We start from the raw sequence: 25972 nt of genomic DNA on the forward strand, positions 1-25972 counted from the left end.
TATTACTAATCTTGTAGCTAGTCTTATTGCTTATTCTTTTCAAGAAAAGAAACCAGAAATCAAATTTGAAACTATCAAATCAAACCAATTAGCACTATTCTGCTAAATACTTAGATCGAATTCAGGTTGAAAGAGAGATAGGATAAGCCTTCCATCTTTTACTTCTCAGTTTTTTTTCTAATAACTCTGGAGCATTTTTTTTAACCAAAATCTTACTTTCAAAATCAAGACCAGCACCATAACCCCAATATTCATGAGAATTGCGAGCATAGCAATAAACACATCCATGCTCACACCCTTGATAAGGATTTAGAGAATATAACATGCCCACATCAGGACTAGTTACTTTATTTACAATTGTTTTAGGAAAAGTTTCAATGTAGGTTGTTTTGTAAGAATTGATAGCCTCTCCTTGTTTAAGGCAGTAATCAAGAAAATCGTCTCTTATCTCATGATGGTTTTCAAAAAACCTATTATGAGATTTTTCTTGAGCGCCTCTACCTTTTATATGTTTTTTGATTTTCATTTTTTAGGAAAATTTGTGCTATAAAAGTATGTACTATTTTTGGAATAATTCCATTTATAAATGGAATTATTCCAATAGTAATTCAGTCTACATTACTTCAAATTTGTAGATACAATGCTCGCTTAGAGATAAAATAGGGTGTGTTACAGTATTAAAGTATAAAAACGGGGTAAACCCCCCTTGTACTTGGTTAAATATTTTTTGAACTTTAGATAGTTCATTAAAACCACAATTTTTCACATTAAACTATCATACTCTTATGAATCTTAACCACGAATTTTACTCAGGGGAACCCATTTTTACATCCGAAATATCCAAAATATTAAACACTTGTGATGACCTAAAAAACCTAATGATTGGTATGTATCTTATCGAAGAGGATAAGTTTTTATACTGTAATCGAGTTTTTAAAACACTTTTGGGTTTTAGTTCAAATGAGCTTGTCAATAAAGGTTGGTCTTTTTGGTTTTCTTTAATAAGCCCTTGTGAAGTTTTAGAAGTAAAAAGGCAAATATTTAATTTTTTTACTATTCCCTTTGAACAGGATGTGATGACACTTCAATATCATATTGTTGATTGTATAGGAAATAGGATTTATATAAAGCATGAAATCTTAATTTATAAATTAAAGAAGAAGGTGTTTGCACTGAACTATTTTTTTGATATTTCTGAAAAGGAAGAGATAGAACGTTGTGTTAAGATTAATGGAGGGTATCGCGATCGAAGTTTCTTAAAAGAACAATGTACGCCAATATCATCAAGAGAGGAAGAAGTGCTTAAACTTATCGCCGATGGGTTTTCTTCAAAACAGATTGCAGATAAACTTTTTATTAGTAATCACACGGCCATATCTCATCGAAAACATTTGATTCAAAAATTTCAGGTTAAGAACACAGCTCAGCTTATAAAGGTAGCTTCCAAAGTATTAGAGTTGTAATTTAAGATTTGATTAACAATGTGTTAACGCTATGTTTAGAAGGCAAAATCCCCATTTTGAGGGATTGATTTGTTTCATTTTTTTTTCAAACTTTAACTTCCCTTAGAAACAAGTTTATCCATAGAGAAATAGTAAAGAGCAAAAACTTCAGATATGTTATGCTGAGGTTGCATGGTGTTGTACCCTACACATCAGTCAAGAATTTTTGAATTTAATTTGAATTTAATCGATGATCGGATTAGCGTTAAAGCTACTAAGAGATGAATTGAGTAGTTATGTTTTTCAAAACAGAACCCCTGGTGACCTAATCACTCAGGATGATATCATCTTACATAATATCGCATTAATGGAAAGTGACAACCAAGGCGATTTAAATAATAAAATTGTAATCACTTTAGTCAATACAGAAGAAGAAAGTACGCTGAAGAATAATAGTAATGTATTAAAAACCTCTAGAGGGATAAAGTATGTAGAGCCACCTGTTTTTTTAAACCTGTACATACTTGTATCATCAACATTGGGACAAGATCTTCAGGATGCTTATGAATTTGCTTTAAGTAGATTATCACTTGTAATCCAATTTTTTCAGGCAAAAAAAACGTTTACAATAAAGAATTCGCCATTTTCTACCATTTCTAGTGATAACAATATTGACCAGGAAACAAAAGATGAATTGAAACTGAATGTAGAACTGTATACATTAACCTTTGAACAAATAAATCATTTATGGGGCTCATTAGGAGGTAAACAAGTGCCATTTGCAATGTACAAAGTTAGATTAGTAAGTATCAAGGAGAATTCTGGCGAGGTAGCTCCTGTAATCGAAACTATTAAAACTGTAGAAACCATGATAAATGCAGAATGTGATGAGTAGAGAATTTAAAAGACTATTCGAGGTTAGAATTTTGCATGATTACTACTTAACCGAAGTAGATGGTACTTCTTTTTTTAAACATAATGAAGAAGAAAAAGAGGAAATACTTTTAAAAAAAACAGAACGTAGTATATATGATATAAGTGAACAGTTCATAATTCAGCCTCTAGAAAATACTAAAGTGAAGATGAACGAGTATAATATGGTTATTTCTAAAACATCACTTGGGTTTATCATTGGAGTTGAAGTAAAAACAGAAGATATCGTTGGAGCTAGGGCATATAGACCTAAGTTAAGTATCCCAGAAGATGTTAAACTCAGGTTTTCTATTCGACCTAAGATTCCTTTTTTTAAAACAATTACAGCATTAAGTTTTAAATCCAGTTTTCCTTCAATCTATTACTTTACAAATAAAGAAAAATTAGAGTTAAACGAAGCAACAGCACCAGTGTATCAATCTCTTCAGTTGACCAATGAATTGCAGGAACATCAAAATGGGATGCAGTATGAGATGGGAGCGCTTATTGATTTTGGAGGAACGCTAAGAGAAGCAATTTTGCAAACTGACGGGAGTGACCCCAGTCATTGGGAAGATATAGAAAATAGAAGATTTGTAAGTGATGCAGATCGAATTCTGTTACCTCATAATTTTTTGTATTCATTAAAACAGGAAGATGCCGTTACCGAAATTGTATTTGTATTAGAAGATGAAAGCAGTACAGAGATAAAAACGATTACCAAAAGCAGTAGCGGTAATCCTATAGAAACCATTTCGGTGAATTTTTCAAAAGAGGATGAAACGGATGTTAACTCTAGTGATATTTCTTCTGGGATGTATAATCTCAAGATTACAACGAATGGAGGTCCCGAAATAGTATACTCAATATATCTCAATGACGAATTGTATGATAAAAATCAATTGGGAATAATTGATATTCGATTTGATGAGCTTGATTCTCCTTATAGTCTTTTGGATGCAGACGGTTATATTAAAACAAGAATTGCTATTCCAGGAGATATCAAAATACCTCATCCAGTATATGAAATACGATTCAAAAACCGAAAAACATATTGGAGATACCATAGTGATACTGTTTTTACTGCTGGAGAGATTACAGATACCGATGAATATTTGGTTCCTGAAACTATTACAAATAAGAAATTGGTTTCTATTGTGCCCAAAGCCTTAACCGAGGCACCAGTACCTTTTATTACAACGGGCACAACTTTAATATTACCTCAACCCAAACCATCTTCTTTACGGGTAGATAAGAGGAAAATGTATTCAGAGGTTTTTATCAATCCATCAAATAGGCTGTTAAATAATTAAAAATTAAACTTTTATAAAAATGACATTATGAATTACAAAACACCAGGAGTTTATATAGAAGAAATTCCAAAACTTCCACCTTCAATTGCCCAGGTAGAAACTGCAATTCCAGCTTTTATAGGATATACAGAGAAAGCAGAAGATGAGAGAGGCAATTCATTAGAAAATGAACCTAAGAGAATAACCTCTTTGCTAGAATATGAACGTTTTTTTGGAGATCCTGATATCGAAACAGGACTCACAGTAAATGTGACCGGAGACATTAACAACCCAACCTCGGTGATAGCTTCTATACAAGACAGATCCAAATACGTAATGCATTATGCACTACAGATGTTTTTTGCCAATGGAGGAGGGCCTTGTTGGATAGTATCTGTAGGCAATTATGATACAGGTTTGGTTGATTTTGATAAACTCAATGGAGGGTTGGAGGCAACCGAAAAAGTAGACGAAATAACATTGTATGTATATCCTGATGCTCAGGGGATTGAACTCTCAACAAATTTTTACAATTTGTTTAAAGCGTCACTGGATATGTGTGAAGAATTAAAAGATCGCTTTACAGTTATGGATATTTGGCAAGACCCAGCACAGACAGATTTGTTGGCTAATATCGATACAATGAGATCTTCGGCTATAGGTGCAGAAGAAAACAAACTTAAATACGGTGCTACGTATTTTCCTAATCTAGAAACTATCATCAATTACTATTACGGAGGAGAAGGCAATGGAGATGGAAATGTAACTATAACAGGTTCTTTTAGTGGTACGCTGGCAGATCTCAAGACCGTAAATAATGCCACTTATTTTAGAGTACAAAGTACCATTAGAGATTTTCCATTAGAGATGCCACCATCACCCGGTGTGGTAGGTTTGTATGCCAGTGTAGATGCATCAAGAGGAGTATGGAAAGCTCCCGCTAATGTCAGTATGGATTTAGTGGTAAGACCTATGATGAAAGTTACGGATAAGCAGCAGCAAGGACTAAATGTTGATGTAAATGCAGGAAAATCTGTAAATGTAATTCGCTCTTTTGTAGGAAGAGGTCCTGCGATCATTTGGGGAGCAAGAACACTTGCAGGTAACAGTAATGAATGGCGTTATGTACCGGTAAGAAGATTTTTTAACATGGTTGAAGAATCTGTAAAAAAAGCAACAATTCAATTTGTATTTGAACCCAATGATATCAATACATGGTCTAGGGTGAAGTCAATGATTGATAACTTTCTGGTACAGCAATGGAGAGCAGGAGCACTGATGGGAACAACTCCTGAACAGGCTTTTTATGTAAAAGTAGGACTCAATGAAACTATGAATGAAGTTGATATCTGGGAAGGAAGAATGATAGTAGAAATAGGAATGGCCGTAGTAAGACCTGCTGAATTTATCATTTTAAGATTCAGCCATAAAATGCTATCAGAATAAATACAGTATAGATTAAAACCATTAAAAAAAAATAGAAATGGCAAGTAAGAACGGTAATGATAGTGGTAATTCTCAAACTCCTGATACAGTGGTTTGCGTAAGTCTTACCGATATCAAAAAAGAACAAAATACAGCCAAAAGTGATAAGATGGCCGATGAAACAACTCGCCTGTCAAAAGAAGCCGCTAGAGGATATAAAATATGTTGTCTCGATAGGGCAGAAGAAACATATAAAGTCTATCAGGATCTTATGAGTTGTGTCGCTTTAGGACAATATAAAAAAACTGAAATTATTCAGAAAAATATTGATGATTACATTAAAAAAGATGATGAAATCGAAAAACTTATTGCAGAATCTTCATCGCTTATAAGTGATCTATGTACCAAAATTGTAGAGGCTGATTCAGAGCTGTGTACAATGACCAGTTGCATAAATAATTTGGTGTTTTCTAAATCCAGTAAAGTAGATAAAGATAGTGATGAGGCAAAAAAAGTAAAACAATGCCTGCAAAAGATCAATAACAAAACGAATACACTCAAAGAAAAAGCAGAAAATGCTGTAGAATCAGTAGTCACAATAGGAGGGATTCAAACATTTACGAATACAGCTAGCCTCAAAGATTTTGCAGCAAATATGATGACTAAAATGACTGATTTTAAAGTGTGTATAGAATCAAATATTAAGTCAACAGAAGAAGAGATAAAGCTTTCCAGAGAAGAATTAAATGCTGTAGTAGAAAAACTTGCAGAAATAGAATGTAGTGAGGCTTCTAAAGCTACAACCATTGAAGGTTTACAATCCGTGATTGACTTTGTTTGTGACGAAGATTGTGATGGAGACTGCCTCGATCTTTGTGCAGATTTTGATAATTGTTGTGGAGATTCTGATCAGGAACCCGTTAAGAAAAAACAAGGGAAGACAAAGGACCATGACTAAGGTCAATGTTAATCATTAAAAAAAAATAAAATAAAACAGATGAAAAGTTTCATAAAAGATAAAAACAGTAACTGTTGCCAGGACGATGGGGGGAATGGAGGATCTGAACCAAAAGATTGTCTGGACAAATGGAAAATTGAACACGAAGAAGTTTGTAATAAATACAGCGTAGAAGCTGCCGAAACAGAGCGTCTAAAAGAAGCATACGAAAACTCTCTAGCATGGGAGACCAAACTTAAAAATTGGTGTAACCTTATTGAAGCTACCGACGGAAAAGTTAAAGCTGTTGTTACTGAACTTGATTTTTTGTTAGAACAAATAGGCACTGTATGTGTAAAATCTAAATGTACCTACGAGGTCTTACAAAAGTTAACCTGTTTGGTGAAAACAATATTTGACTATTTATATACCTATGAAAAAGGAGAAGAAGGGTTAAAAAAGAAAGTTGTTTTACTCAAAGAGTTGATAGACTGTCTTAAACATCTTGATGATAAAGACAAAGACGAGATTATCGCATGTATAGAAGCTTACGAAGAAAAAATCAAACTTGTTTGCGAATTGCAGGAAGGAGTACTTACCAAGTTATTAGAAACACTTAAATGTGCTACTCTTTTATGGGCTTATATCTGTGGAGAACTTGGACTTGAAAATAAACTTCAGGGAATACGTAATATTCTAAGTGGAACATCCCATGATGAAGGTGATTGTGATGATTCAGAAGAAAAAGAGGATCATGATACCCCTCAATACCCCTGTGATCATAAAAAAGCAAAACCAATGCCTGAATTTCCTATAAAGGATGAAACTACCGATACAGATACCGCAAGTGGAAATACATACTATGTAAAGATAAAAGGGGAATTTAAGGATGCCGAGAATATGACCAAATCTCTTAAAGACCAATGGGTTGATAGTAAAAAAATCAGTGATAAAACCTTATCAGAAAAAACAAGTCTTGCAGAAGCCATAAAAGTAGCAGAAGCTCTAAATACTGGGAAATAGGTAAAGCAATACGATTAAAAAACAAAATAATAATATATAATTCATAAAAATATGGCAGCAATGGGAGATTATCCGTTACCAAAGTTTCACTTTTTGGTAGAATGGGGAAGTGATTTTCGAATTGGATTCACTGAAGTTAGTGGATTGGACTTTGAAACAGAAGTCATTGAATATAGAGAAGGAAGTAGTAAAAAATACAACAAAACAAAACAACCCGGACTTACAAAGTATAGTAATATCACGATGAAAAGAGGAACCTTTGAAGGTGATTTTGACTTTTTTACAGAATGGCAAAAAACATATTATTTCCAGGAAGGTAATGATACAGGGTCATTATACAGGAGAGCAGTAACTATTAAGTTACTAAATGAAAAGCATGAGCCTATTATTACGTGGGTATTAGAAAATGCTTGGCCTAGCAAAGTGCAATCTACTGATTTAAAAGCAGATGCTAATGAAGTAGCTATAGAGACTATGGAGCTTGTTCACGAAGGTCTTACCATTTTGGAAGCAAAGTAAAAAAACATGATTTATGAAATTAGCTTCAAGTACGGCTCATCAAATAGTTGGTTTTCACTTTAGCGTATTTTTTTTCGATTTACCAGGAGAAAAAGAAGTAGATATAAAGTTTCAATCTATTTCAGGTTTAGATGTTCAAATAGAAAAAGAAACCCTTAAAGAAGGAGGGGAGAATAGGTTTGAGCATAATATTCCCGGACGAAGAAAATATAGTCCGCTTACGCTAAAAAGAGGAGTGTTAACTCCTAAAGATTCTGGATTAACAACCTGGTGCCAAAAAGCATTTCAAGAACTAAGTATTGAACCACTTAGCAGGGTGGATATAGAACTACTTAATGAAAATCATGATATCCTTATGCAATGGGAATTATCCCATGTATGGCCGGTAAGCTGGAAGATAGGAGAATTAAACGCCGAAAGGGGCGAAGTGCTTATTGAAACCATTGAGCTTAATTATAATTACTATAAGCTTGTAACCGTAACTTAATAAATAATGCAATTATGCCTTTAGAAATCAGAGAGTTGGTGATTAAAGCTACTGTTAGCAATAATTCATCAAATGTGAGTACGACAGGTCAAACCTCTGGAGAAACAAATATTAATGAAATAGTAGATAGAGTGCTTGAAATTATTAAGGAGAAATCAGAAAGATAATGGTAGATAATGGACAATTGATAAAGGTGTTGATACATGCATTTGAAGATGAAGATTTTCAAACGCTATCCAAATTAGATCCTAATCCGATATCGCTGCCAGTAAATCCAGAAAGTTTTACTCAAAATTTTAAAGTAGAATTAAATCAGCAACAAGGACAAGGAAATCAAGGTACAAATCCAGATTATAAAGGAACAAAACCAGAAGAGTTAAAGTTAGATTTCACCTTTGATGGTACACAAACAATTGAGGGATATGCATACAATAGTGATGATCATTCAGTAAAATCGCAATTAAAGATCTTTATGAATACTGTCTATAGTATGAATGGAGAAATTCATCGACCACATTTCCTAAAAGTACAATGGGGAGAGTTTTTGTTTCCTTGTATTTTGTCAAACTTAGATCTCAATTATACTCTTTTTAAGCCCAATGGAGATCCGTTGCGCATCAAAGCAAGTGCTACCTTTCTCAATTATGTAGCACAAAAAGAAAGAGTAGCACGTGAGAGAAAAGAATCTCCTGATTTAACACATGTAAGAAAGGTAAAGTCCGGTGAGCGATTGGATTTAATCACACATAAAATATATAAAGATCCTAAATATGTTACTCAAATTGCAAGAGCAAATGATTTGACATCATTTCGAAAAATAAAACCTGGATCAGAACTGGTCTTTCCACCATTAGATAAAACAGCGCAATGAAAGATAGAGAAATCCCAATAGAAACGACCCATAATGTTGCTACTTTTGATGTTTTGATCGATGATCAACTGATGGATCCTGGATATCAGGTAATTTCTATTTCTATAATCAAGGAAATTAACAAAATACCCTCTGCCAAAATTGTATTAAAAGATGGAGATTCGTCTGAAGAATCTTTCAAAATTAGTGAAGAAGAAGAATTTTTACCTGGTAAATCAATTAGGATTAAGGTAGGACGTGATCGGGAAAACAAACAATTATTTAAAGGGGTTATTGTAAAGCATGGTATTAAGGTAAAAGAAAGTGGAGAGACAGAGCTAATATTGGACTGCAGGGATGAAGCTGTAAAAATGACTTTGGGAAGGCATAATTGTTATTTCGAAAACAAAAAAGACAGTGAGATAATAGAAGAGATAATCAATAAATACAATGGATTATCTCATGATGTCGATCCAACCAGTACTTCTCATCGAGAAATGGTTCAACATCATTGTACAGATTGGGATTTTTTGCTAAGTCGAGCTGAAGCCAATGGTAAATTGGTCATAGTAGATGATGGTGAAATAGGGGTTCAGTCTCCGCAAACTAATGAAAGTGCAGCAGTTTCTGTGCTCTTTGGGTCAACACTAATCGATTTTGAAGCTCAAATGGATGGACGTAATCAATGGACCTCGGTTGAAGCAAAATCATGGGATTATGCCGGGCAAAATTTGTATGAACACCTTACAGATAGTGTTAATATTAGTGAGTTAGGCAATGTTAGTGGAGCACAATTGGCAGAAACATTAAGTCCTCAAAAATATGAACTTAGACATTCTGGACAAGCTATTGTAGAAGAGCTACAAGAATGGACAAAAGCAATGATGCAGATTAGTAGATTGTCAAAAATCCAGGGTAGAGCAAAATTTACTGGTTTTGGGGATTTAAAACCAGGCAAACTAATCGACCTGCAAGGTGTGGGTGCTAGATTTACAGGAAAAGCATTTGTATCGGCAGTACGACAAGATGTATATAATGGGTCTTGGTATACTCAGGCTCAATTCGGTTTAAAACCAGATTGTTTTTCTCAGGTTAATAAAGATATCATTGATACTCCGGCTGCAGGATTGGTACCGGCAATTAATGGTTTGCAGATAGGAAAAGTAGTACAGCTGCAGGAAGATCCCGAAGGTGAAAACAGAATATTAGTAAGACTACCTATTATAGATAACAAAGCTAGAGGAGTATGGGCCAGAGTATCAACACTAGACGCAGGACAAGGGGAAACCAATGGCGGTAGAGGATCTTTTTTTCTTCCCGAAATTGAAGATGAGGTAATTGTAGGGTTTATTAATGATGACCCTAGAGATGCAGTCGTACTAGGAATGGTGAATAGTAGCAAATACCCAGCTTCTATTAATGCACAAGATAGTAATCATGAAAAAGGATTTGTAACCCGCTCAAAAATGAGAGTTCACTTTAATGATGATACCAAAACTATAACTATAGATACCCCGGCAGGAAATAGTATTATACTAGATGAAAGTAGTACTTCGATTACAATTGAAGATCAAAACGGAAATTTTACAAAAATGAATTCTTCTGGGATAGAAGTTAAAAGTCCCAGTGATATAAAAATTGAAGCTTCAGGAAAAATTGATATAAAAGCAGGAATGGGGCTTACCATGAGTGCCGCTCAAATGGCTATTTCGGCACAAACCAGTATAGAAGTCAAAGGAGCAACTGCCAAGCTTTCATCAGATGGGATTACTGAGATAAAAGGTTCTCTAGTAAATATAAATTAAAAAAATAAAGATAATGCCACCAGCAGCAAGAATATCAGATATGCATACATGTCCATTGTTTAATGGACCTGTACCTCACGTAGGAGGACCTATTGTAGGACCTTCGGTACCCAATGTATTAATTGGAGGACAGCCGGCAGCAGTTATTGGAGATATGTGTGTTTGCGTAGGGCCTCCGGATACAATAGTAAAAGGCTCAAGTACCGTTTTTATTGGAGGAAAACCCGCAGCTCGTATGGGAGATACCACAGCCCATGGAGGAGTAATTGTACAAGGATTTCCAACTGTAATGATTGGAGGCTAAAAGATATGAAATAAGCCATAACAGTTATGTGGATACCCACCAGTATGATTATTGGCGAATTCCATCTGACCTCTAAAACAACAAAAAAACAGATGAAATGAATAATAACAAAGCTTATTTAGGAACAGGATGGTCTTTTCCTCCTGATTTTGATAAAACAAGTAAAACCATTACGCTGGTTAGCGCCGAAAAAGATATAGAACAGAGCTTAGAAATATTGCTCTCTACCAGTTTGGGCGAAAGAGTTATGCTTCCTGATTATGGATGTAATCTTAAAGATTATCAGTTCGAAAGTATGAATAATTCTCTTATTGGGTTTTTAAAAGATCTGGTCGAAAGAGCTATACTGTTTTATGAACCTAGAATTAAGGTAGAAAGAATTGATATTACAGAAGCAGACTCCTTAGAATTGTTAGAAGGAATTTTAAAAATTAATGTTCACTATGAGATCGGAGGAACAAACACCAGGTATAATTATGTGTATGATTTTTATTTGAGAGAAGCTGATCAGAGGATTTGATAAAAACCAATAGGTAAATGCAAAAAGTAACTAACATAGCACATCCATTAAAAAACCGTAAAGGGACAAGTCAACGTACTCGAATTATTGAAGCATTGGATCCAGAATCTGCTCCAATCGAAGGGAAAATATTAGCAGATCGATTACATATGATTGGGGAGTATGCGAGACATATGAATTTTTATGAATATCATAATGATAACGAACAAGGGGAGTCTCAAAAACTAGACACATGGTCAATCTTCTTTAACGAAAGCCTTCCGTTTCAATTAGCCAAACTAAGTAAAAGTTCTGTAGAAGAGCTAGAACATCAATTTTTATTGCGATATAAAGAATTTAGTGAAAATCCATCAAAACAGCTATTAGAATCTCTGTTTAGTTTCGTTTTGGATAAACTTATTATTCCTGTAGATACATTGTATAAGACCGTAGTGTTTGCAGAGAATAGTTTTTCGGCACCTCTTTTTGCGATTATAAGATCTGCTTTTGTAGAACCTTTAAAGTGCTATATCAGCACATATAATTCAAGCGCTACTTTTTTATGTATTGATAAAAGGAACTTTAAGGAGTATTTGGAGAGCCCCTGGAAATTAGGAGTGGAAGAAATTTATGCTTTAAATTCATGTATACAAAAGGTCAAAAAAGGAATAAAAGAAGGGTATTTCATTGCGGCAAAAGAAGTACATTCTATTTTCTATCAAATGCTAAGTGGGATGCAAGAAATTATAGATAAAGCACCTCAGTATATTGATGAAAGCATACGCCCATTAGAAGAATCTTTACAACAAAATCATCAACCACACCTTGGATTGATGTTTACCTTCTTAGAAATTTTCAAACACTTTCAGGGAGATATTAATACGTTGGGGAAAAAGCATCTTGACTTTTTTTATGAGGAAGTATTAAAAATGATACCCAAAGAAGCTGTGCCCGATAAAGCTCACATAGTTTTTGAAGTAGCAAAACATCTAGAAACATATCCATTGCCCAAAGATTTGTTGTTACTAGATGGTAAGGATGCAAATAAACAAGATGTTGCATTTGGTCTGGATCATGAAATCATATTAGATAAAGCACAGATACAAGATCTTCGAACATTTGCATTACAATCGATACAAAACCATAATGACAGATATATCGAAGGGGCATACATAGCTCCGATAGCGAATTCTATGGATGGTTTAGGAAAGAAATTTGAAAAAGACCAACTTGGTAATTGGTATACTCTGGGGTCAAAGGAGAGTAAGTTTATCCCAGGAGACCGTTTGATTGTAAATGAACATCCACATGCTAGGTTAGGATTCATATTATCGTCTCCGGTATTACTTCTACAAGAAGGTAAAAGAGATATTACCATTTTTTTGGATTGTGATATATCTAATACAAGTATTCTTTCTGCTAATCAGGCAGCCAGTTTACTCGATGATTTGACCACAAAATTGGCAATTCCTTCTGAAAAAATAACGTACTACTTAAATGACAAAATTCTTGAAACATGCGATTTGTCGTTACCTGTTAAAACGTATCTCTCTACTCTGTTGATCAAGCAAAATCCTTATGAAATAGGTGATGCTAATGATTTAGAGAACTTTTTTAAGGTACGAGATAATATAAGTTGCTTACCTATTTTTGATGATAAGGATAAGAAAAACTTAAGAACCTGTTTAGAAACGTTTGAATCCACAAAGAAGGAAAGTGAGAATACATTGTTTAACATATGGTTTAGTGGAGAAAAAGAATGGATTAAGGCAAAATCTACAATTACAATTGTCAAAAACCCTGTGGCAGGAACGGTCCCCGTAGATGCAGATGTACGTTTTAAAATTGACATTACACTATTACCCGAAGAGCCAGCTATAGTTTTTTATGATGAAGAAAACTTAAAAGAAAAAATAGATCTAAAAGATAACTTTCCAGTAGTCAAAATAGAATTGAATGATGAAATTAAAATTGAATGTGATAGTATATCAGATACATATGATCCATGCTTGTGCCCTTTAAAAAAACCTAATGGACAGGATCAATTGTCAATATCACCCTATCATTTTTTGAAACATCTTCAACTAGTAAATGCCCGGATCGATGTAGACGTATGTGGTGTAAAAAATCTTATTGTACAAAATGACGATGGTACGCTAGACATTAATAGCCAAATACATCCTTTTGGGGTGAGACCTGAAGTTCCGGGTTTTGATCCCATGAATCAAGTAGATTTGGGTACGCCAGCAGATCCTGTGTCTCATCCAGAACTTTTTTTAGGACCTAGTTTTTATATAGGTAGTAAAGAGATTTTATACAAAAAGTGGGAAGAAGTACGGGTTAATATGGAGTGGAAAGAAAAACCAAAAGATTTTCATGATTATTATAAAGCATATCTTAAGCATGGACCCGATACCAATGCGCCTCCAGCACTCGAAAACTTTGGATTGTCTGAGGGAGATTTTAAAGTAAAAATAGATCTGTTAGATAAAGGGAGTTGGTCAAATATTTCAAAAATTGAATTGTTTGATGAGACAGACCCAAATTTTGGAGGATTAGCCTGTAATATTACCAAATACGGATGGGAAGTAACTAATGCAATTACAGACAGATTTGTATCATTTGATGAACCCCTTGAATTTTTTAAAAACGCTCAAAATGGATTTTTGAAATTTACTTTAGCAGATCAGGATTTTTTGCATAAAGAATATCCTTTTGTTTTGGCAAGACAGATGTTGGCTTATGCCTTTAGTGGGGATAGTAGTGGTAAAAAACTTGCAGATGCAATCTATGTTGATGACTCAAGTAAAATTGTAATTTCTCCACTTGATGATATTCTAAGCCAGAAAGAGATAATAGAAAAAGTGAGTAACCTATCTACTGATCTCATAACTGCTATTGAAGATATTTTTGATTTCATTGAACTCAATGATAACCTATTGATTGCTGATGCAGAGTTTATAAAAACAACTGTCCTAAATGCCAGAACTACTTTTAATACGGATCTGACAGATTATTTTAACGATGTGGTTGGGGCAGTACTCGATTTTGCCGCTACATTTATCGGCAAACGAGATGATATCCTTGATACGATGAGTACCATAGCTTCAGGGAGTGTACAAACTACTATAGATAATTTAAACACCTTTTTTGATGAGCTCAAAGATAGATTTACAGATCCTAATGGAGTTGATGATTTGGTGATACAAGTACAACAGGCATTTACCAATTTTGATAATTTATTGAGTGCTACAGGAATTTTTGCATTTTTATATGGGAATGGTTTTCAGGCACTAATACCTAATGAACCTTGGACACCTATTATTAAAAATTTATACGTGGATTATACTGCCAAGGCGATTAAAGAAGACATAGAAATAGTACACCTTTATCCTTTCGAGAATACTTCCAAAGCAGAAGAAATAGAACTGAATCCAACACTATTCCCATATTTTGATCATGAAGGAACCTTGTTTATAGGTATAGAAAATCTAACTCCTGGAGCTAATCTATCATTATTATTTCAATTGGCAGAGGCAACAGCAGATTCAGAACAAAACAGAGCTACAATTGACTGGTATTACCTTAGCAATAATGAATGGATTGAATTGCGACCTGATTTTGATGTGATCTCTGATGAAACCGATAGTTTGACCGTTTCCGGGATTGTTACCATTGCTGTGCCAGATGGGATTAGTACCATTGGAAACACGATAATGCCTTCAAATTTGTATTGGATAAAAGTATCGGCTCCCAATAATGTAAGAGCAATTGCAGAAACAATAGGGATACACACTCAGGCAGCAAAGACATCAGCAAGATTAAGTACTACCAATGATACAAATAGATTAGAAACTCCATTGCAACCAGGAAGTATTAGCAAATTGGTTGAAGGAGATTTTAGTATAAAAAAAGTAGAACAATTGTATCCTTCTTTTGAGGGGAGAAAACCAGAAGCAGAAGGGCATTTTTATACCAGAGTTAGTGAACAGTTAAAACACAAAGGAAGAGCACTAATGGCAAATGATTATGAAAAAATTGTGCTCGAAGGTTTTACAGAGATTTACAAAGTAAAATGTATATCTCATACGATGGGACTCTCAGCAAATCAATACCATCGGGATCTGGAAATAGCTCCTGGTTTTGTAATCGTAGCGGTAATACCCGATTTGACAAAATTAATGGCAGGAAACTTACTAGAGCCCAAGGCACCGGTAAGTGTCTTGGAAAAAGTAACCACTTATCTGCGAAAAAAAACCTCACCTTTTGCAAAGTTAAAAGTTGTAAACCCCAGATATGAGTATGTAGACGTATGTATTGCGGTACGTTTATATCGAGGAAAATCTTCAAGTTTTTATGCTCAACAACTCAAAGAAGATATTACTCTTTTTCTGGCTCCCTGGTTTTTGGGTGACACAGAAAAACTATCCTTTGGGCAAGAGGTTCGTTTTTCGGATATAGTTGGATTTATAGAACAATTAGACTACGTAGATTTTATCGTAGATCTAAGACTTAATGGGACTTGTAAGCAGAGTGGAGTGGTCATACAACCAATGACCGCACGATCAATTTTGACAGTAGGAAATGTTTGTGTCGAAATAGATGAAGAAAAATGCGCAACCCCAAAAAAAATAGCACAACAAGCGAATTGATTTAAAATGGCAAAAGCATCAGAAAATAAAATAACGGTACTATCTCAAAAAGATCCTAATATACCCGATTTTTTGGATTTTAAAACGCTTCGGAAAGAAGGGTTAGAGCATATCGGTGCGCTTTCAGGAAAAATATGGACAGATCATAATGCTCATGATCCTGGAATCACCATTTTAGAAGTGTTGGTATATGCATTAATGGATCTTGGGTATAAAACAAATCTTCCTTTCAAAGACCTTATTGCTCTAAAGGATGAATCAGATACAGATGATAATTTTTTAACCCCCTTAGAAATATTAACGGTCAACCCTGTTACAATAACCGATTATAGAAAACTGCTATTAGAGATTAAAGGAGTACGTAATGCATGGTTAGAACCAACCCATCAGGAAGTGAAATTATATATTGATGAATATCAGAATCAACTTAACTGTAAAGGAGGGGGAAATACGAGATGCCCAGAAATTGAGTTAAATGGGTTGTACAAAGTATACATAGAAAAGGATATTGATATCATCCAGGATAATAGAAATGAAAAAGCCTTAATCAAAGAAGTAAAATCATTATTGGCAGCGCATCGCAATTTATGTGAAGATTTTGTAGAAGATGTGTGCGTGCTACAACCTCACAATATTGGAGTTTGTGCAGAAGTTGAAATCAAAACAGGATACGACCCAGAAAGAATATATGCGCAAATTATAAAAAGAACAAGAGATTTTATACAACCAAAGATTTCCTATTATACCTTAAAAGAATTACTTAACAAAGGAAAAACGATTGATGAAATCTTTGCAGGAAGACCCTATTTGCAAGAGAGTTTTGGGTTTGTAGATACTGAAGAATTAGAAAATATTGAAAACAGAGACGAAATTTATGTATCAGATTTGTATTCTGTCATTCTAAGTATCGAAGGTGTTTTACGAGTGAAAAAAGCCCATTTTAAGGGAGGTAGTGTCGTCAGTTCTGATGAATACTGTAAGGAAAAAGGGGATAGTAGTTATTGGTCAACAGGGATTAAAATCTCAAAGCAAGAAGTACCAGTATTCTCTCTTAAAGAAACATGTATTGATTTATATAGCGCAGAGGGGTTTATTCCTTTAAACACTTCCAAAATTCATCAAACTTTTTCATTTGCCAAAAAATTTCACTTGCCCGATGAAGAGTTGGATAATCAAATTCCTCTGGGGAGATATAGAGAAGATCTTAAAACATTTGAATCTATTCAAAATGATTTTCCTGTAGTATATGGAATCGGAGAAGACGGTCTCTCTGATAATGCTACTCTCTTACGTAAAACGCAAGCCCTGCAATTAAAAGGGTATCTTATGTTTTATGATCAGATGTTAGCAAATTATACAGCGCAGTTATCCCAAATAAGGTCGTTGTTTGCTTTAACTCCAGAGGCAGATAAAGAAGTATCAGCTAAACGAACCTATTTTACTGACCTTCCGCAAGAGGTACCGGGATTAGAAGAAGTGTTACAACTTTATGAAGAAAATGAACAGATACCCAAAGGTGCACGGTTGGCAATACCTGTAGCCCGTGATACAAAATGGCATCAAACAATAACCCGCTTACAATCAGATCCACGAAGCAGACTAACAATAGAAAATTATTGTGATGCTAACTCTAATGATGTCGGAATACTTACCTTTTCTTCGTCTGCTATTCGAACCATTTACATTCATCAACTGATTGATGCTTTTTTTAGTAATAACTATACAATAGAGGTTTTACATGACCGGGGAGGGTATTTCTTTACGCTCTGCCCTGATTTTCCTGGTGATGTCGTTTTAGTTGGTATACAAAGGTATGCTACTCATAATGATGCTGTAAATGGAGCAAAAAATGTTGCGTTTTTATGTGCATTAAAAGAAACATATTCGGTAGTATCGGATGTGTCTCAGAACAATGCCAATACAGATCAACATTACTTTAACCTTAGTTATAATCCCGTTTCGTATATAAATCTTATTCAGAGTCTTACAGAAACGCCTCAGGAGTATGTGGAAAGAAGAAAACAGTTTTTGGATCATTTATTAGCTAGATTTGGAGAAAAATTTACAGATTATGCGATACTTCAATATCAAAATAAAGTAGACCAGACAAACAACAAACAACAAACTATTGCTGATCAATCTTCTTATATCAATAAGTTTGCCGAAGTAAGTAGAAATAGAGCAAAAGCATTTGACTATACAAACACATCCTGGAATACTAATAATGTTTCTGGTTTCGAAAAACGGATATCCCTTCTTTCGGGAGTATCTAACTATAACAGACGTAATCTTTGCAATTTTGAAGTAGTACGGTGTTACAGATTACAATTAAAAGGACCAAAGGGGAATGTTTTTTTCAGAAGTAACAGAAGCTATCAAAGCAAGGATGAATTAAGCAGTGCTGCAGAGGTACTATTACAGGATTTGAGAGATTCTAAAAAGTATACACTTTTAGAGAAAAGATTGAATGGTTTTAAGAGTGAAGAGATTCAAAGACTATTTTCAAAAAAACCTGAAGAGGAGAACATAATACCAGCACAGTTTCAATATCACCAACAATTACTTAGTCATAATGGAGATGTCGTTATTTATGACCAAAAAGTAAAGTTGAAATCTAATAAAGAAGCTCTGGATAAGAAAGATCATTTTATAGATCAAATTAATGCAGGAACTCAGAAAGATAAAGACGAGTCAGAGTTTCGTTTACTTCCTTTAAGCCGGGAGAATAGGTATATAAATACAAAGAGATTAAATTACCATATTGATACTTTGATCAGTTGGAAATGGCATAAATACGAAGAAAAAGCAAAGAAAAAGGTAAAAAGCGATCTGGTATTTAAAAATCAGGATAAAGCTTGGCAACATCTAATAGATGAACCGGAATCTCAAAAATGTATTGTCCCTTACAAGCAGGCATTTCAATGGGAACTGATTATTAAAGGCAATATCTTACTAAAAGGGATACATTGTTATGCAGATAAAAATAGAGCAGTTGCTATATGGAGACAAGCCAAAATGCTAGGCTCTGACCCTAAGAATTATACCTATAAAGAAAAAGGGAATACCGTCCTGGTCTTCTTAAAAAATGAAAAGGGGAAAAATATTGCGGTTTCAAACCCAATATCAAAAGCACAATTAGAATTAGGTACACTAATAGAAGAATTTGCACAAGTTTGCGGCAATAGAAATACTAAACCTAAGTATGAAAAAGTAAAGGAAAAATATGGGTTTAGTATAAAAAAGAAAGATAACGCAAGTTTACTGATGAGCTATTGCTGTTATGATTCAGAGGAGGAGGCGTTGCAGTGTATTGGTGAAGCTTTTGAGCAAGGAAAACAAAAAAAGAATTTTCTTAAATCAGGAGATGAAGGTAATCCAGAATATAACTTTATTCTAAGAGATAAGTTTGACACATTTTTGGCACTACCTCCGGATCATCTAGAGACAGTAACAGATCGGGATAAAGCATTAGAAGCAACAACACAGTTCCTTAAAAAAAATGAAGTGCCAGTTTTAGTTAAAGAAGAACCTCGTCGATATGTTTGGACATTACTGGATGAAGATAAAAAAGTATTGAAATCTACTGCCGAATTCTCATCAAAACTCAAGGCTCAGAATGATTTTGATACCACTGTAATGGCTGAAGCTAATCAAGGAAACTTAAAAGTACTTATTCCCCATTGTTATGAATTCAGAATTACAGACAGTATTGCAAGGTACAATTATGTATTTGGAGCAAGTGATCATGAAGGAAGATTACACCCTGTTTTTAGAAGCAAGGCAACATATGTATCAAAAGAAGAAGCTTCAAATGCTTACGAGAGTTTTGTAGAAAAACTACCAGCGCTACAGTTTAAGGCTATAACAAAAAAGGGCAGTAATTTTGATTTTGCACTATATGAGAATAACAAAACAACACCTTTGGCCATACAATATAAAAAGGGCAATCATGTAGCTTCACTAGAAGAAGCCAAAGAAACAGTAGGGTATCTTCAAAAGGTATATACGAGAAAAGGTGAACCGAATAAAAAGTTTATTGCTGATGCATTAGCCGAACATCCGAGAGGAAAATATGAATGGCGTTTTTATAAAAAAAATAGCCCTTTAGCAAGAAACCCTAAACAGTATACAGATAAGGATATAATAGAAAAAATCAAATCTGAAATATGCGATGTAATTCCTCCTGTGACACTAAAAGAATGCCCTTCTAAGAAAAAGGCTGTTCAAATAAAACAAAACCAAAATTTATATCATTATCAGGTTTGTTTTAAAGATGATAAAGGAGATGAGTTTATTCTTAATAGTTACAAAGGGTACAATAGCTGTGAAGAAGCAGAAATAGCTTATGATAATCATTGGTTAGACATAATTGATATTGCAAGAGATATAACCAATTATGGTGAAGGAAGAAAAATAAGTGTAGAAGAGGTGTATAAAAAACAAGACTCTTCTGTTTGTGATGATATCTCTTTTATCGCAGTAATCCCTGAGGCAATCAGTAAAAGAGTAAAGGAAAAAAAAGGAAACGTAGAAGAGTTTTACGTAAAGTTAGCCCGTCTTTTTCCATTATTCAAAGTAGAAAATAATAATGATGAGGTCTGTAATACCAAATATAAGTACAGGGTAGTCAGGATGAAAAAGGTAGATAACCCAACTCATAATTATTCCAATACAAAAAGCTATAGAGAACAAGTACTATGGGAAAGTGTATCATGTTACAATACCATTGAAGAAGTCAAACATGCATACCAACATTTTTATACATTGGCAGGTACGCCAAATAATTGTAGAGTATTATGCGAAAATGGGAAGTATTATGTTGGGTTGATTGAAGTTTTAGTAGAGAGTTCTTGTGATTTTGAAAGCGAGGAACAAGCCTGGGATGATGCTTTCCCTGATCCCGAAAACTTACGATGTGGTACTTGTGTACCCAAAGGAGTTAGAGAGTTTGTCTATGCTGCAGAAGAAGATAAGAATTATATAGCATATTGTGATCGAGAGTATTGGAAATTTAAAGTAGTATCTCCTGATTATTTTGTAGCAGACCACAATTGTAATTATGATTCTGAAAAAGAGCGAAATGAGCAAAAAGATAAATGGAATACGATTCTAAAAACAATAGACTGGACAAAATATATTACCAAAGAAAATTCTAGAGCAAAAAAGAACAGTATAGAACATAGATTTCTAACTCAGAAACCTCATACTAGCGAAGTGTCGGATGGGTTTAGTATTGATTTTTGTGATTTTGTTCAAAACATAAGAGATTGTTTACAATGTATTCCGGATTGCCTCATTGGTGATGATTTGGATAGCGATGTTAAAAAACAAAAAAGTAGATTAGAAGAAGTAATCGATTGTCTTAAGAAGATATATAAGGATAACAAAGACATTATAAATATTCTCGAAAATGGGGGGATTAAGTTAGAAGACCTGCAGCGGGTTGCCAATTACTTTCCGGTATACAAAACAGATAAAGGTTACTGTTACCAATTGTATTGGCCAACAAATGATCAGGATAGTACCCCTGATGGATTACAACCTTGTGGATGTAGTGATGAGATACAAGAAAAGGAAAGCCTTTGTAACAACAAATATGTTTTTGTAAGTAGTAATTATTATTCATGTTGTGAAGAAGCATTAAAAGCATTTGTAGAATTTTGTAATATGTCCAAAAACGGATGGTTGACCATCGAGTGCACGCAAAAAACACCTTATGGACCATTTTCTTTCCAGCTTGTGGATCTTCGAAAAAAAATAGGAGATCATCCCCAGCAGTACAACTGTTTGCAAGAAGTAACAGATGCTATTGAAATAACCAAGCAATGTGTACAAAATACCGGAATGCATCTTTTGGAACATATTTTATTACGTCCTAAAAGTGATGGTGAGTGTAACCACGTTATCATTGATGCCAATGGAGAAAGACAGCCCGTAAGCTGTTTATTACCAATCTGCCCGGATTACGGATGTAAAATTGATTGGTATCCTGATATGGATAAAGATGATCCATGTGCAGAATCTAACCCCGATGAGCTTTGCTATATCCCGGGTAGTGATCCCTATTCGTTTTGGGCAACTATGGTATTGCCTGCATGGGATAAACGATTTAGAACTGCAGAAGCCAGAAAAGCATTTGAACAACTGATATATAAAGAAGTACCGGCATTAGTAGGAATTAATATAGTATGGTTAAGCCCAAGAGATTTATGCAAATTTGAAGATGCATATAGGGTATGGCTGGAGTGGGAAGTAAATAAAGATCCTAAAAAACGTAGTTGTGGTCCAGACGATCTTTCACCAACCTGTCGAATTGTAGAGTGTATAAAAAATCTAGTTTCAGAACCACCGTGCGCCACGATTCCCGGAGCAGAAGGTGATTGCAATTGTGAACCAGAAGATGATAAAGAATCAACAGATCCATGTTGTTTACCCATAGAAACAGAAGGCTCTTTGTTTTGGGGATATTGCCCTGGATCACAGATGCCACAAGATAATATTCCAGGTACTGTATCTTCAGGATTAGAGACTAAGACAGCAAGTGCTAAAACAAAACCAAAAGTAAAATCAACTAATAAAAAAGTAACCCCCAAAAAGAAGACCACTGTAAAAAAGACAGCCAAAAATAGTGAAAAAGAGGTGCTAGCTCTGGTAAGACAAAGAAAACCTAGGTATCTCGAGAATATCGAAGTAGCAGCAAACGACTCGATACGTAAGACAAAAAGCTATGAACGTGTTCAGTTTTTCATTAAAAACGCACCAACAATAAACGGCTATGTTCAATTGGCAAACTTTTTCAGTAGATATAGCCTTCAAAAAGATAATAACCTTTCCGCGTTCTTAGAATTAATTAAAAATGCAACCTGGCATATACTTGATGCTTTAGTACTTGATAAAAAGGCAGAAGTAAATAAAGAGGATTTAGACGCGCTAAAAAAGAGTTTCCAAAGATTGAAATCAAAAGGACTTTCGCTTAAAGAAGTTACCAAAAACTGGAAGCAAGAAGAAATAAAAACACTCACCAATTTAAAAACAGTAAAACAAATCAAGAGTATTATAAAATAATTATATGTCGAATAACCATCTCATAGGAAAACAAATTATAGCGTTAGAAATACCTTCTTCCAAAAAAACGTATGCTGTACAACAACGTATGAGTGAGTTAGTTTGGAATACGTTAGTCCCTGAGATGAATTCGTTATTTGACAGAATGGTAGGGGAAGATGAAGTAGTACAACTGGATCGGATAGAAATTGACATAGGAACAATTGTTTTAGATGAAGAAAATATCCTTGATATAGTAGATAAGATAATGCTATTACTAGCAGAAAAATGTATCCAGGCAGTGTATACAACCAGAGATGTAGAAGAAGGGATTTTGAAGGCTCCTCAAGACCAAAAACAACTCTCTACAAGAGAGCAGTATTTTAATCTATGGCTATATTGGCTAGAAAGAGGAACATTGCCTTCGTATACCATTGTACCCAAAGAAAATTGGATCGAGAAGGTATTAGAAACTTTAGGACTCGAAGATAAAGCCATATTGCAGTTACAAGCAGTCCTGGAAAAACATCCAACGGCATTTCAACGTTTAATTATACAACATAATGCTACAGACTTAAAATCCATCGTAGAATTATACACTGGTTTTTCCCAGAATGGATTACTAGTTTTTTTTAATGAGTTATCTCAATTGTATAGGGAAGAGGATATGTTCATAACAAGAAAGTTAACGATAAGAGAACTCGAAGTCGTTTTATGGAAAACAATCTACAAAAAAGTAATCCTGAAAAGAGAGAAGTTGAGTACTGAGAAGTTGATCGATCAATTAGTAGAACATCCGGAAATATTAGCCTTAAGAAAGAAGTTTAGCGATACGCCAGAAAAATTTAAAAATGGAACCCCTCTTTTATTAAAAGCTTTTGATAAAAAGACTAACGAGTTTTTAAAAAATAAGTATAAGAAAGAAAAAAAAGAGATAAAGAAAAAGAACGAAAGTAATGCACAAGAAAAAGAATTTCTGGAGGAGGTTGTAGATAAAGAAATAGAGAGAGATAAATCAGATAATAGAGCAGATAAAACCAAGGAAAAAAGAGCTATTCACCCTGAGTTTGATGAGACTCAAAATGTGGATTATACAAAAGAAATGCTTGATGATGTTAAGGTTGAAGAACCTATAAAAGAGGCTTCTGAAATGGCATTACCACAGTTTTTTAAAAATGCTGGGATAGTACTTTTACATCCTTTTCTCAATAACCTGTTCAAAAAAATGGATTTATTACAAGAATCCCGTTTCAAGAATTATCAATGCCAATCTAAAGCTGTTTTGCTCTTACATTTTTTGGTAAGTGGCAATGATCAGGTTATAGATTTTGATTTGGTTTTGCCCAAATTTCTTTGTGATATGCCGGTAAATATACCGTTGGATCATACAATGGTTTTATCTGAAACTGAAAAAGAAGAAGCCGATCATCTGTTACAAGCAGTGATAGAACATTGGGGAGTATTAGGGAGCACTTCTCCTAATGGTTTGAGAGAAGGGTTTTTAGTACGCGAAGGTAAACTGAAAAAGGAACAGTCTGGTTGGCAATTATGTGTAGAGCAAAAAGCTATTGATGTATTGCTGGACAAATTACCATGGAACCTGAGCATGATTAAACTCCCATGGATGAAAGAGCTGCTAAAAGTCGAATGGAGATAAAATGATATGAATGAAAGATTCAATGTCGTTTAGTTAAGGAGCTAATCGTCAGTCTGAGCTTGTCGAAGAAATTAGAAAATGTGAATCTGAAAGCACTTCGACAAGTTCAGTGTGACAAGGGATATTAGATTACCCTTAAATTAATGACATTGGTTAAAAAATGTAAAAACCTCTCCTAGAAAAGGGAGGATAATAAAATTTGTTGGTTAGCCTATGATTATTGTACGTCGATGGGCAAATGAAGTTAATCTATCAACAAATTTACAAGGCTCTTTAACAAAAGAACCACCTGAGTTAACAAAACTAGGGGATTCTTTAACAAATGAAGTACCTAAACTGACAGAACTACCGGGAGCTTTAACAATTAAAGTACCGGGGGGTACTTAAGAAGTGGGGTCAGATTTTAAAAAACTGACAGGATGACAATGAAACGATAAAAATTAATGAGATGAAAGCAATATTCGACAACCTATACATTTATGAAATTGTGCTACTTTTTTTGGGAGTATTTCTATTTATGCTTCTTTGCGCAGGCTTAGTATATTTTATTATCAGGAAAGATGATTTAAAAAAATTACTGCTCTTTTTCCCTATACCTATCATTATGATTGCATATCCTAGTATACAGGAGATACAAATTGAAAAAGACAAATTCGCACTAAAAAAGTATTCAGATGAAGTTATAGAAAACCCTAATGATACTGTTGCTCATAATGAGTTGGTAAGGGTAACAGAAAAACTCGAAAAAAGAGCTACAACTGTCGAAGATTTAAAAGCAGTGGCAGAGGCAAATTTGTTGCTTGGTAATCCTGAAAAAGCGATTGATTTAACAAACAAGGCTATCGAAAACAAGGAAGATGTTATATATGAACCAATTAAAGATAAGGAAGAGGATAGTCTTATTAATGGTCTGCCGAACATAGAAATTCTACAAGGAATAAAAACGGTAGCTACCATCCAAAAAGAAATTGAATCCGACCCTTCTGCATTAAAAGATACCATCATTTTGAAAGAACAGATTGATAAGATTTACAGGCAGAATCCTAAAACAAAAAAATACTTGAATCAAAAGATATTAATGCAACAGCAAAAAAAAGTAGTGAAGGCAAATCAATAGCATATAA

Annotated in this window: 18 protein-coding genes and 2 pseudogenes; 19 read left to right on the forward strand and 1 reads right to left on the reverse strand. The window is 34.3% G+C overall.

The window, feature by feature from the left end:
- A pseudogene (locus C1X07_RS25505) lies at positions 1-106 on the forward strand (IS982 family transposase); the annotation flags it as partial.
- A 21-nt stretch (positions 107-127) separates the two neighbouring features.
- Here C1X07_RS25505 and C1X07_RS08735 read toward each other — a convergent pair.
- Positions 128-526 (reverse strand): annotated as a pseudogene (locus tag C1X07_RS08735) (PA0069 family radical SAM protein); the annotation flags it as partial.
- 259 nt (positions 527-785) lie between these two features.
- Between C1X07_RS08735 and C1X07_RS08740 the strand changes: the two are divergent.
- The 18 genes from C1X07_RS08740 (at position 786) to C1X07_RS08815 (ending at position 25965) form a co-directional block, all read left to right on the forward strand.
- Positions 786-1463: a LuxR C-terminal-related transcriptional regulator gene (locus C1X07_RS08740; protein ID WP_206604224.1), complete on the forward strand. Its 678-nt coding sequence runs from the start codon at positions 786-788 to the stop codon at positions 1461-1463.
- A gap of 229 nt (positions 1464-1692) precedes the next feature.
- On the forward strand, positions 1693-2337 hold the full coding sequence (locus C1X07_RS08745; protein WP_103069630.1) for a DUF4255 domain-containing protein: 645 nt from the start codon (positions 1693-1695) through the stop codon (positions 2335-2337).
- A complete protein-coding gene (locus C1X07_RS08750) occupies positions 2330-3667 on the forward strand; it encodes a hypothetical protein (RefSeq protein ID WP_103069631.1) in 1338 nt (445 codons plus the stop codon). Before C1X07_RS08745 ends, C1X07_RS08750 begins: the two co-directional genes overlap by 8 nt.
- 27 nt (positions 3668-3694) lie before the next feature.
- Positions 3695-5092, forward strand: a complete 1398-nt coding sequence (locus tag C1X07_RS08755) for a phage tail sheath family protein (protein ID WP_103069632.1) — start codon at positions 3695-3697, stop codon at positions 5090-5092.
- A 37-nt stretch (positions 5093-5129) separates the two neighbouring features.
- The gene (locus tag C1X07_RS08760; RefSeq protein WP_103069633.1) at positions 5130-6029 is read left to right on the forward strand and encodes a hypothetical protein; all 900 of its coding nucleotides are present in this window, start codon (positions 5130-5132) and stop codon (positions 6027-6029) included.
- Between the two features lie 39 nt (positions 6030-6068).
- Positions 6069-7031: a hypothetical protein gene (locus C1X07_RS08765; RefSeq protein WP_103069634.1), complete on the forward strand. Its 963-nt coding sequence runs from the start codon at positions 6069-6071 to the stop codon at positions 7029-7031.
- A gap of 51 nt (positions 7032-7082) precedes the next feature.
- A complete protein-coding gene (locus C1X07_RS08770) occupies positions 7083-7550 on the forward strand; it encodes a phage tail protein (RefSeq protein ID WP_103069635.1) in 468 nt (155 codons plus the stop codon).
- Between the two features lie 13 nt (positions 7551-7563).
- Positions 7564-8037 carry a phage tail protein gene (locus C1X07_RS08775; RefSeq protein WP_103069636.1) on the forward strand — a complete coding sequence of 158 codons (474 nt, stop codon included), beginning with the start codon at positions 7564-7566 and terminating at the stop codon, positions 8035-8037.
- A gap of 14 nt (positions 8038-8051) precedes the next feature.
- Positions 8052-8204 carry a DUF5908 family protein gene (locus tag C1X07_RS24995; RefSeq protein WP_164914125.1) on the forward strand — a complete coding sequence of 51 codons (153 nt, stop codon included), beginning with the start codon at positions 8052-8054 and terminating at the stop codon, positions 8202-8204.
- Complete coding sequence (locus C1X07_RS08780) at positions 8204-8908, forward strand: CIS tube protein (RefSeq protein ID WP_103069637.1); 705 nt, start codon at positions 8204-8206, stop codon at positions 8906-8908. The genes C1X07_RS24995 and C1X07_RS08780 overlap by 1 nt, the downstream gene beginning before the upstream one ends.
- Positions 8905-10692 carry a type VI secretion system tip protein VgrG gene (vgrG, locus tag C1X07_RS08785; protein WP_103069638.1) on the forward strand — a complete coding sequence of 596 codons (1788 nt, stop codon included), beginning with the start codon at positions 8905-8907 and terminating at the stop codon, positions 10690-10692. The genes C1X07_RS08780 and vgrG overlap by 4 nt, the downstream gene beginning before the upstream one ends.
- 13 nt (positions 10693-10705) lie before the next feature.
- Positions 10706-10996: a PAAR domain-containing protein gene (locus tag C1X07_RS08790; protein WP_103069639.1), complete on the forward strand. Its 291-nt coding sequence runs from the start codon at positions 10706-10708 to the stop codon at positions 10994-10996.
- A 97-nt stretch (positions 10997-11093) separates the two neighbouring features.
- Positions 11094-11516: a GPW/gp25 family protein gene (locus tag C1X07_RS08795; protein WP_103069640.1), complete on the forward strand. Its 423-nt coding sequence runs from the start codon at positions 11094-11096 to the stop codon at positions 11514-11516.
- Between the two features lie 17 nt (positions 11517-11533).
- A complete protein-coding gene (locus C1X07_RS08800) occupies positions 11534-16147 on the forward strand; it encodes a baseplate J/gp47 family protein (RefSeq protein ID WP_103069641.1) in 4614 nt (1537 codons plus the stop codon).
- A gap of 6 nt (positions 16148-16153) precedes the next feature.
- A complete protein-coding gene (locus C1X07_RS08805; RefSeq protein WP_103069642.1) occupies positions 16154-23212 on the forward strand; it encodes a hypothetical protein in 7059 nt (2352 codons plus the stop codon).
- A 4-nt stretch (positions 23213-23216) separates the two neighbouring features.
- The gene (locus tag C1X07_RS08810; protein ID WP_103069643.1) at positions 23217-24848 is read left to right on the forward strand and encodes a contractile injection system tape measure protein; all 1632 of its coding nucleotides are present in this window, start codon (positions 23217-23219) and stop codon (positions 24846-24848) included.
- 213 nt (positions 24849-25061) lie between these two features.
- Entirely contained in the window at positions 25062-25235 is a 174-nt protein-coding gene (locus C1X07_RS25000; protein ID WP_164914126.1) for a hypothetical protein, read from the forward strand.
- Positions 25236-25296: 61 nt separating this feature from the next.
- Positions 25297-25965, forward strand: a complete 669-nt coding sequence (locus C1X07_RS08815) for a hypothetical protein (protein WP_128755227.1) — start codon at positions 25297-25299, stop codon at positions 25963-25965.
- Positions 25966-25972: the final 7 nt, after the last annotated feature.

Source organism: Aquimarina sediminis, from assembly GCF_002895435.1.
GTDB classification, from domain to species: domain Bacteria; phylum Bacteroidota; class Bacteroidia; order Flavobacteriales; family Flavobacteriaceae; genus Aquimarina; species Aquimarina sediminis.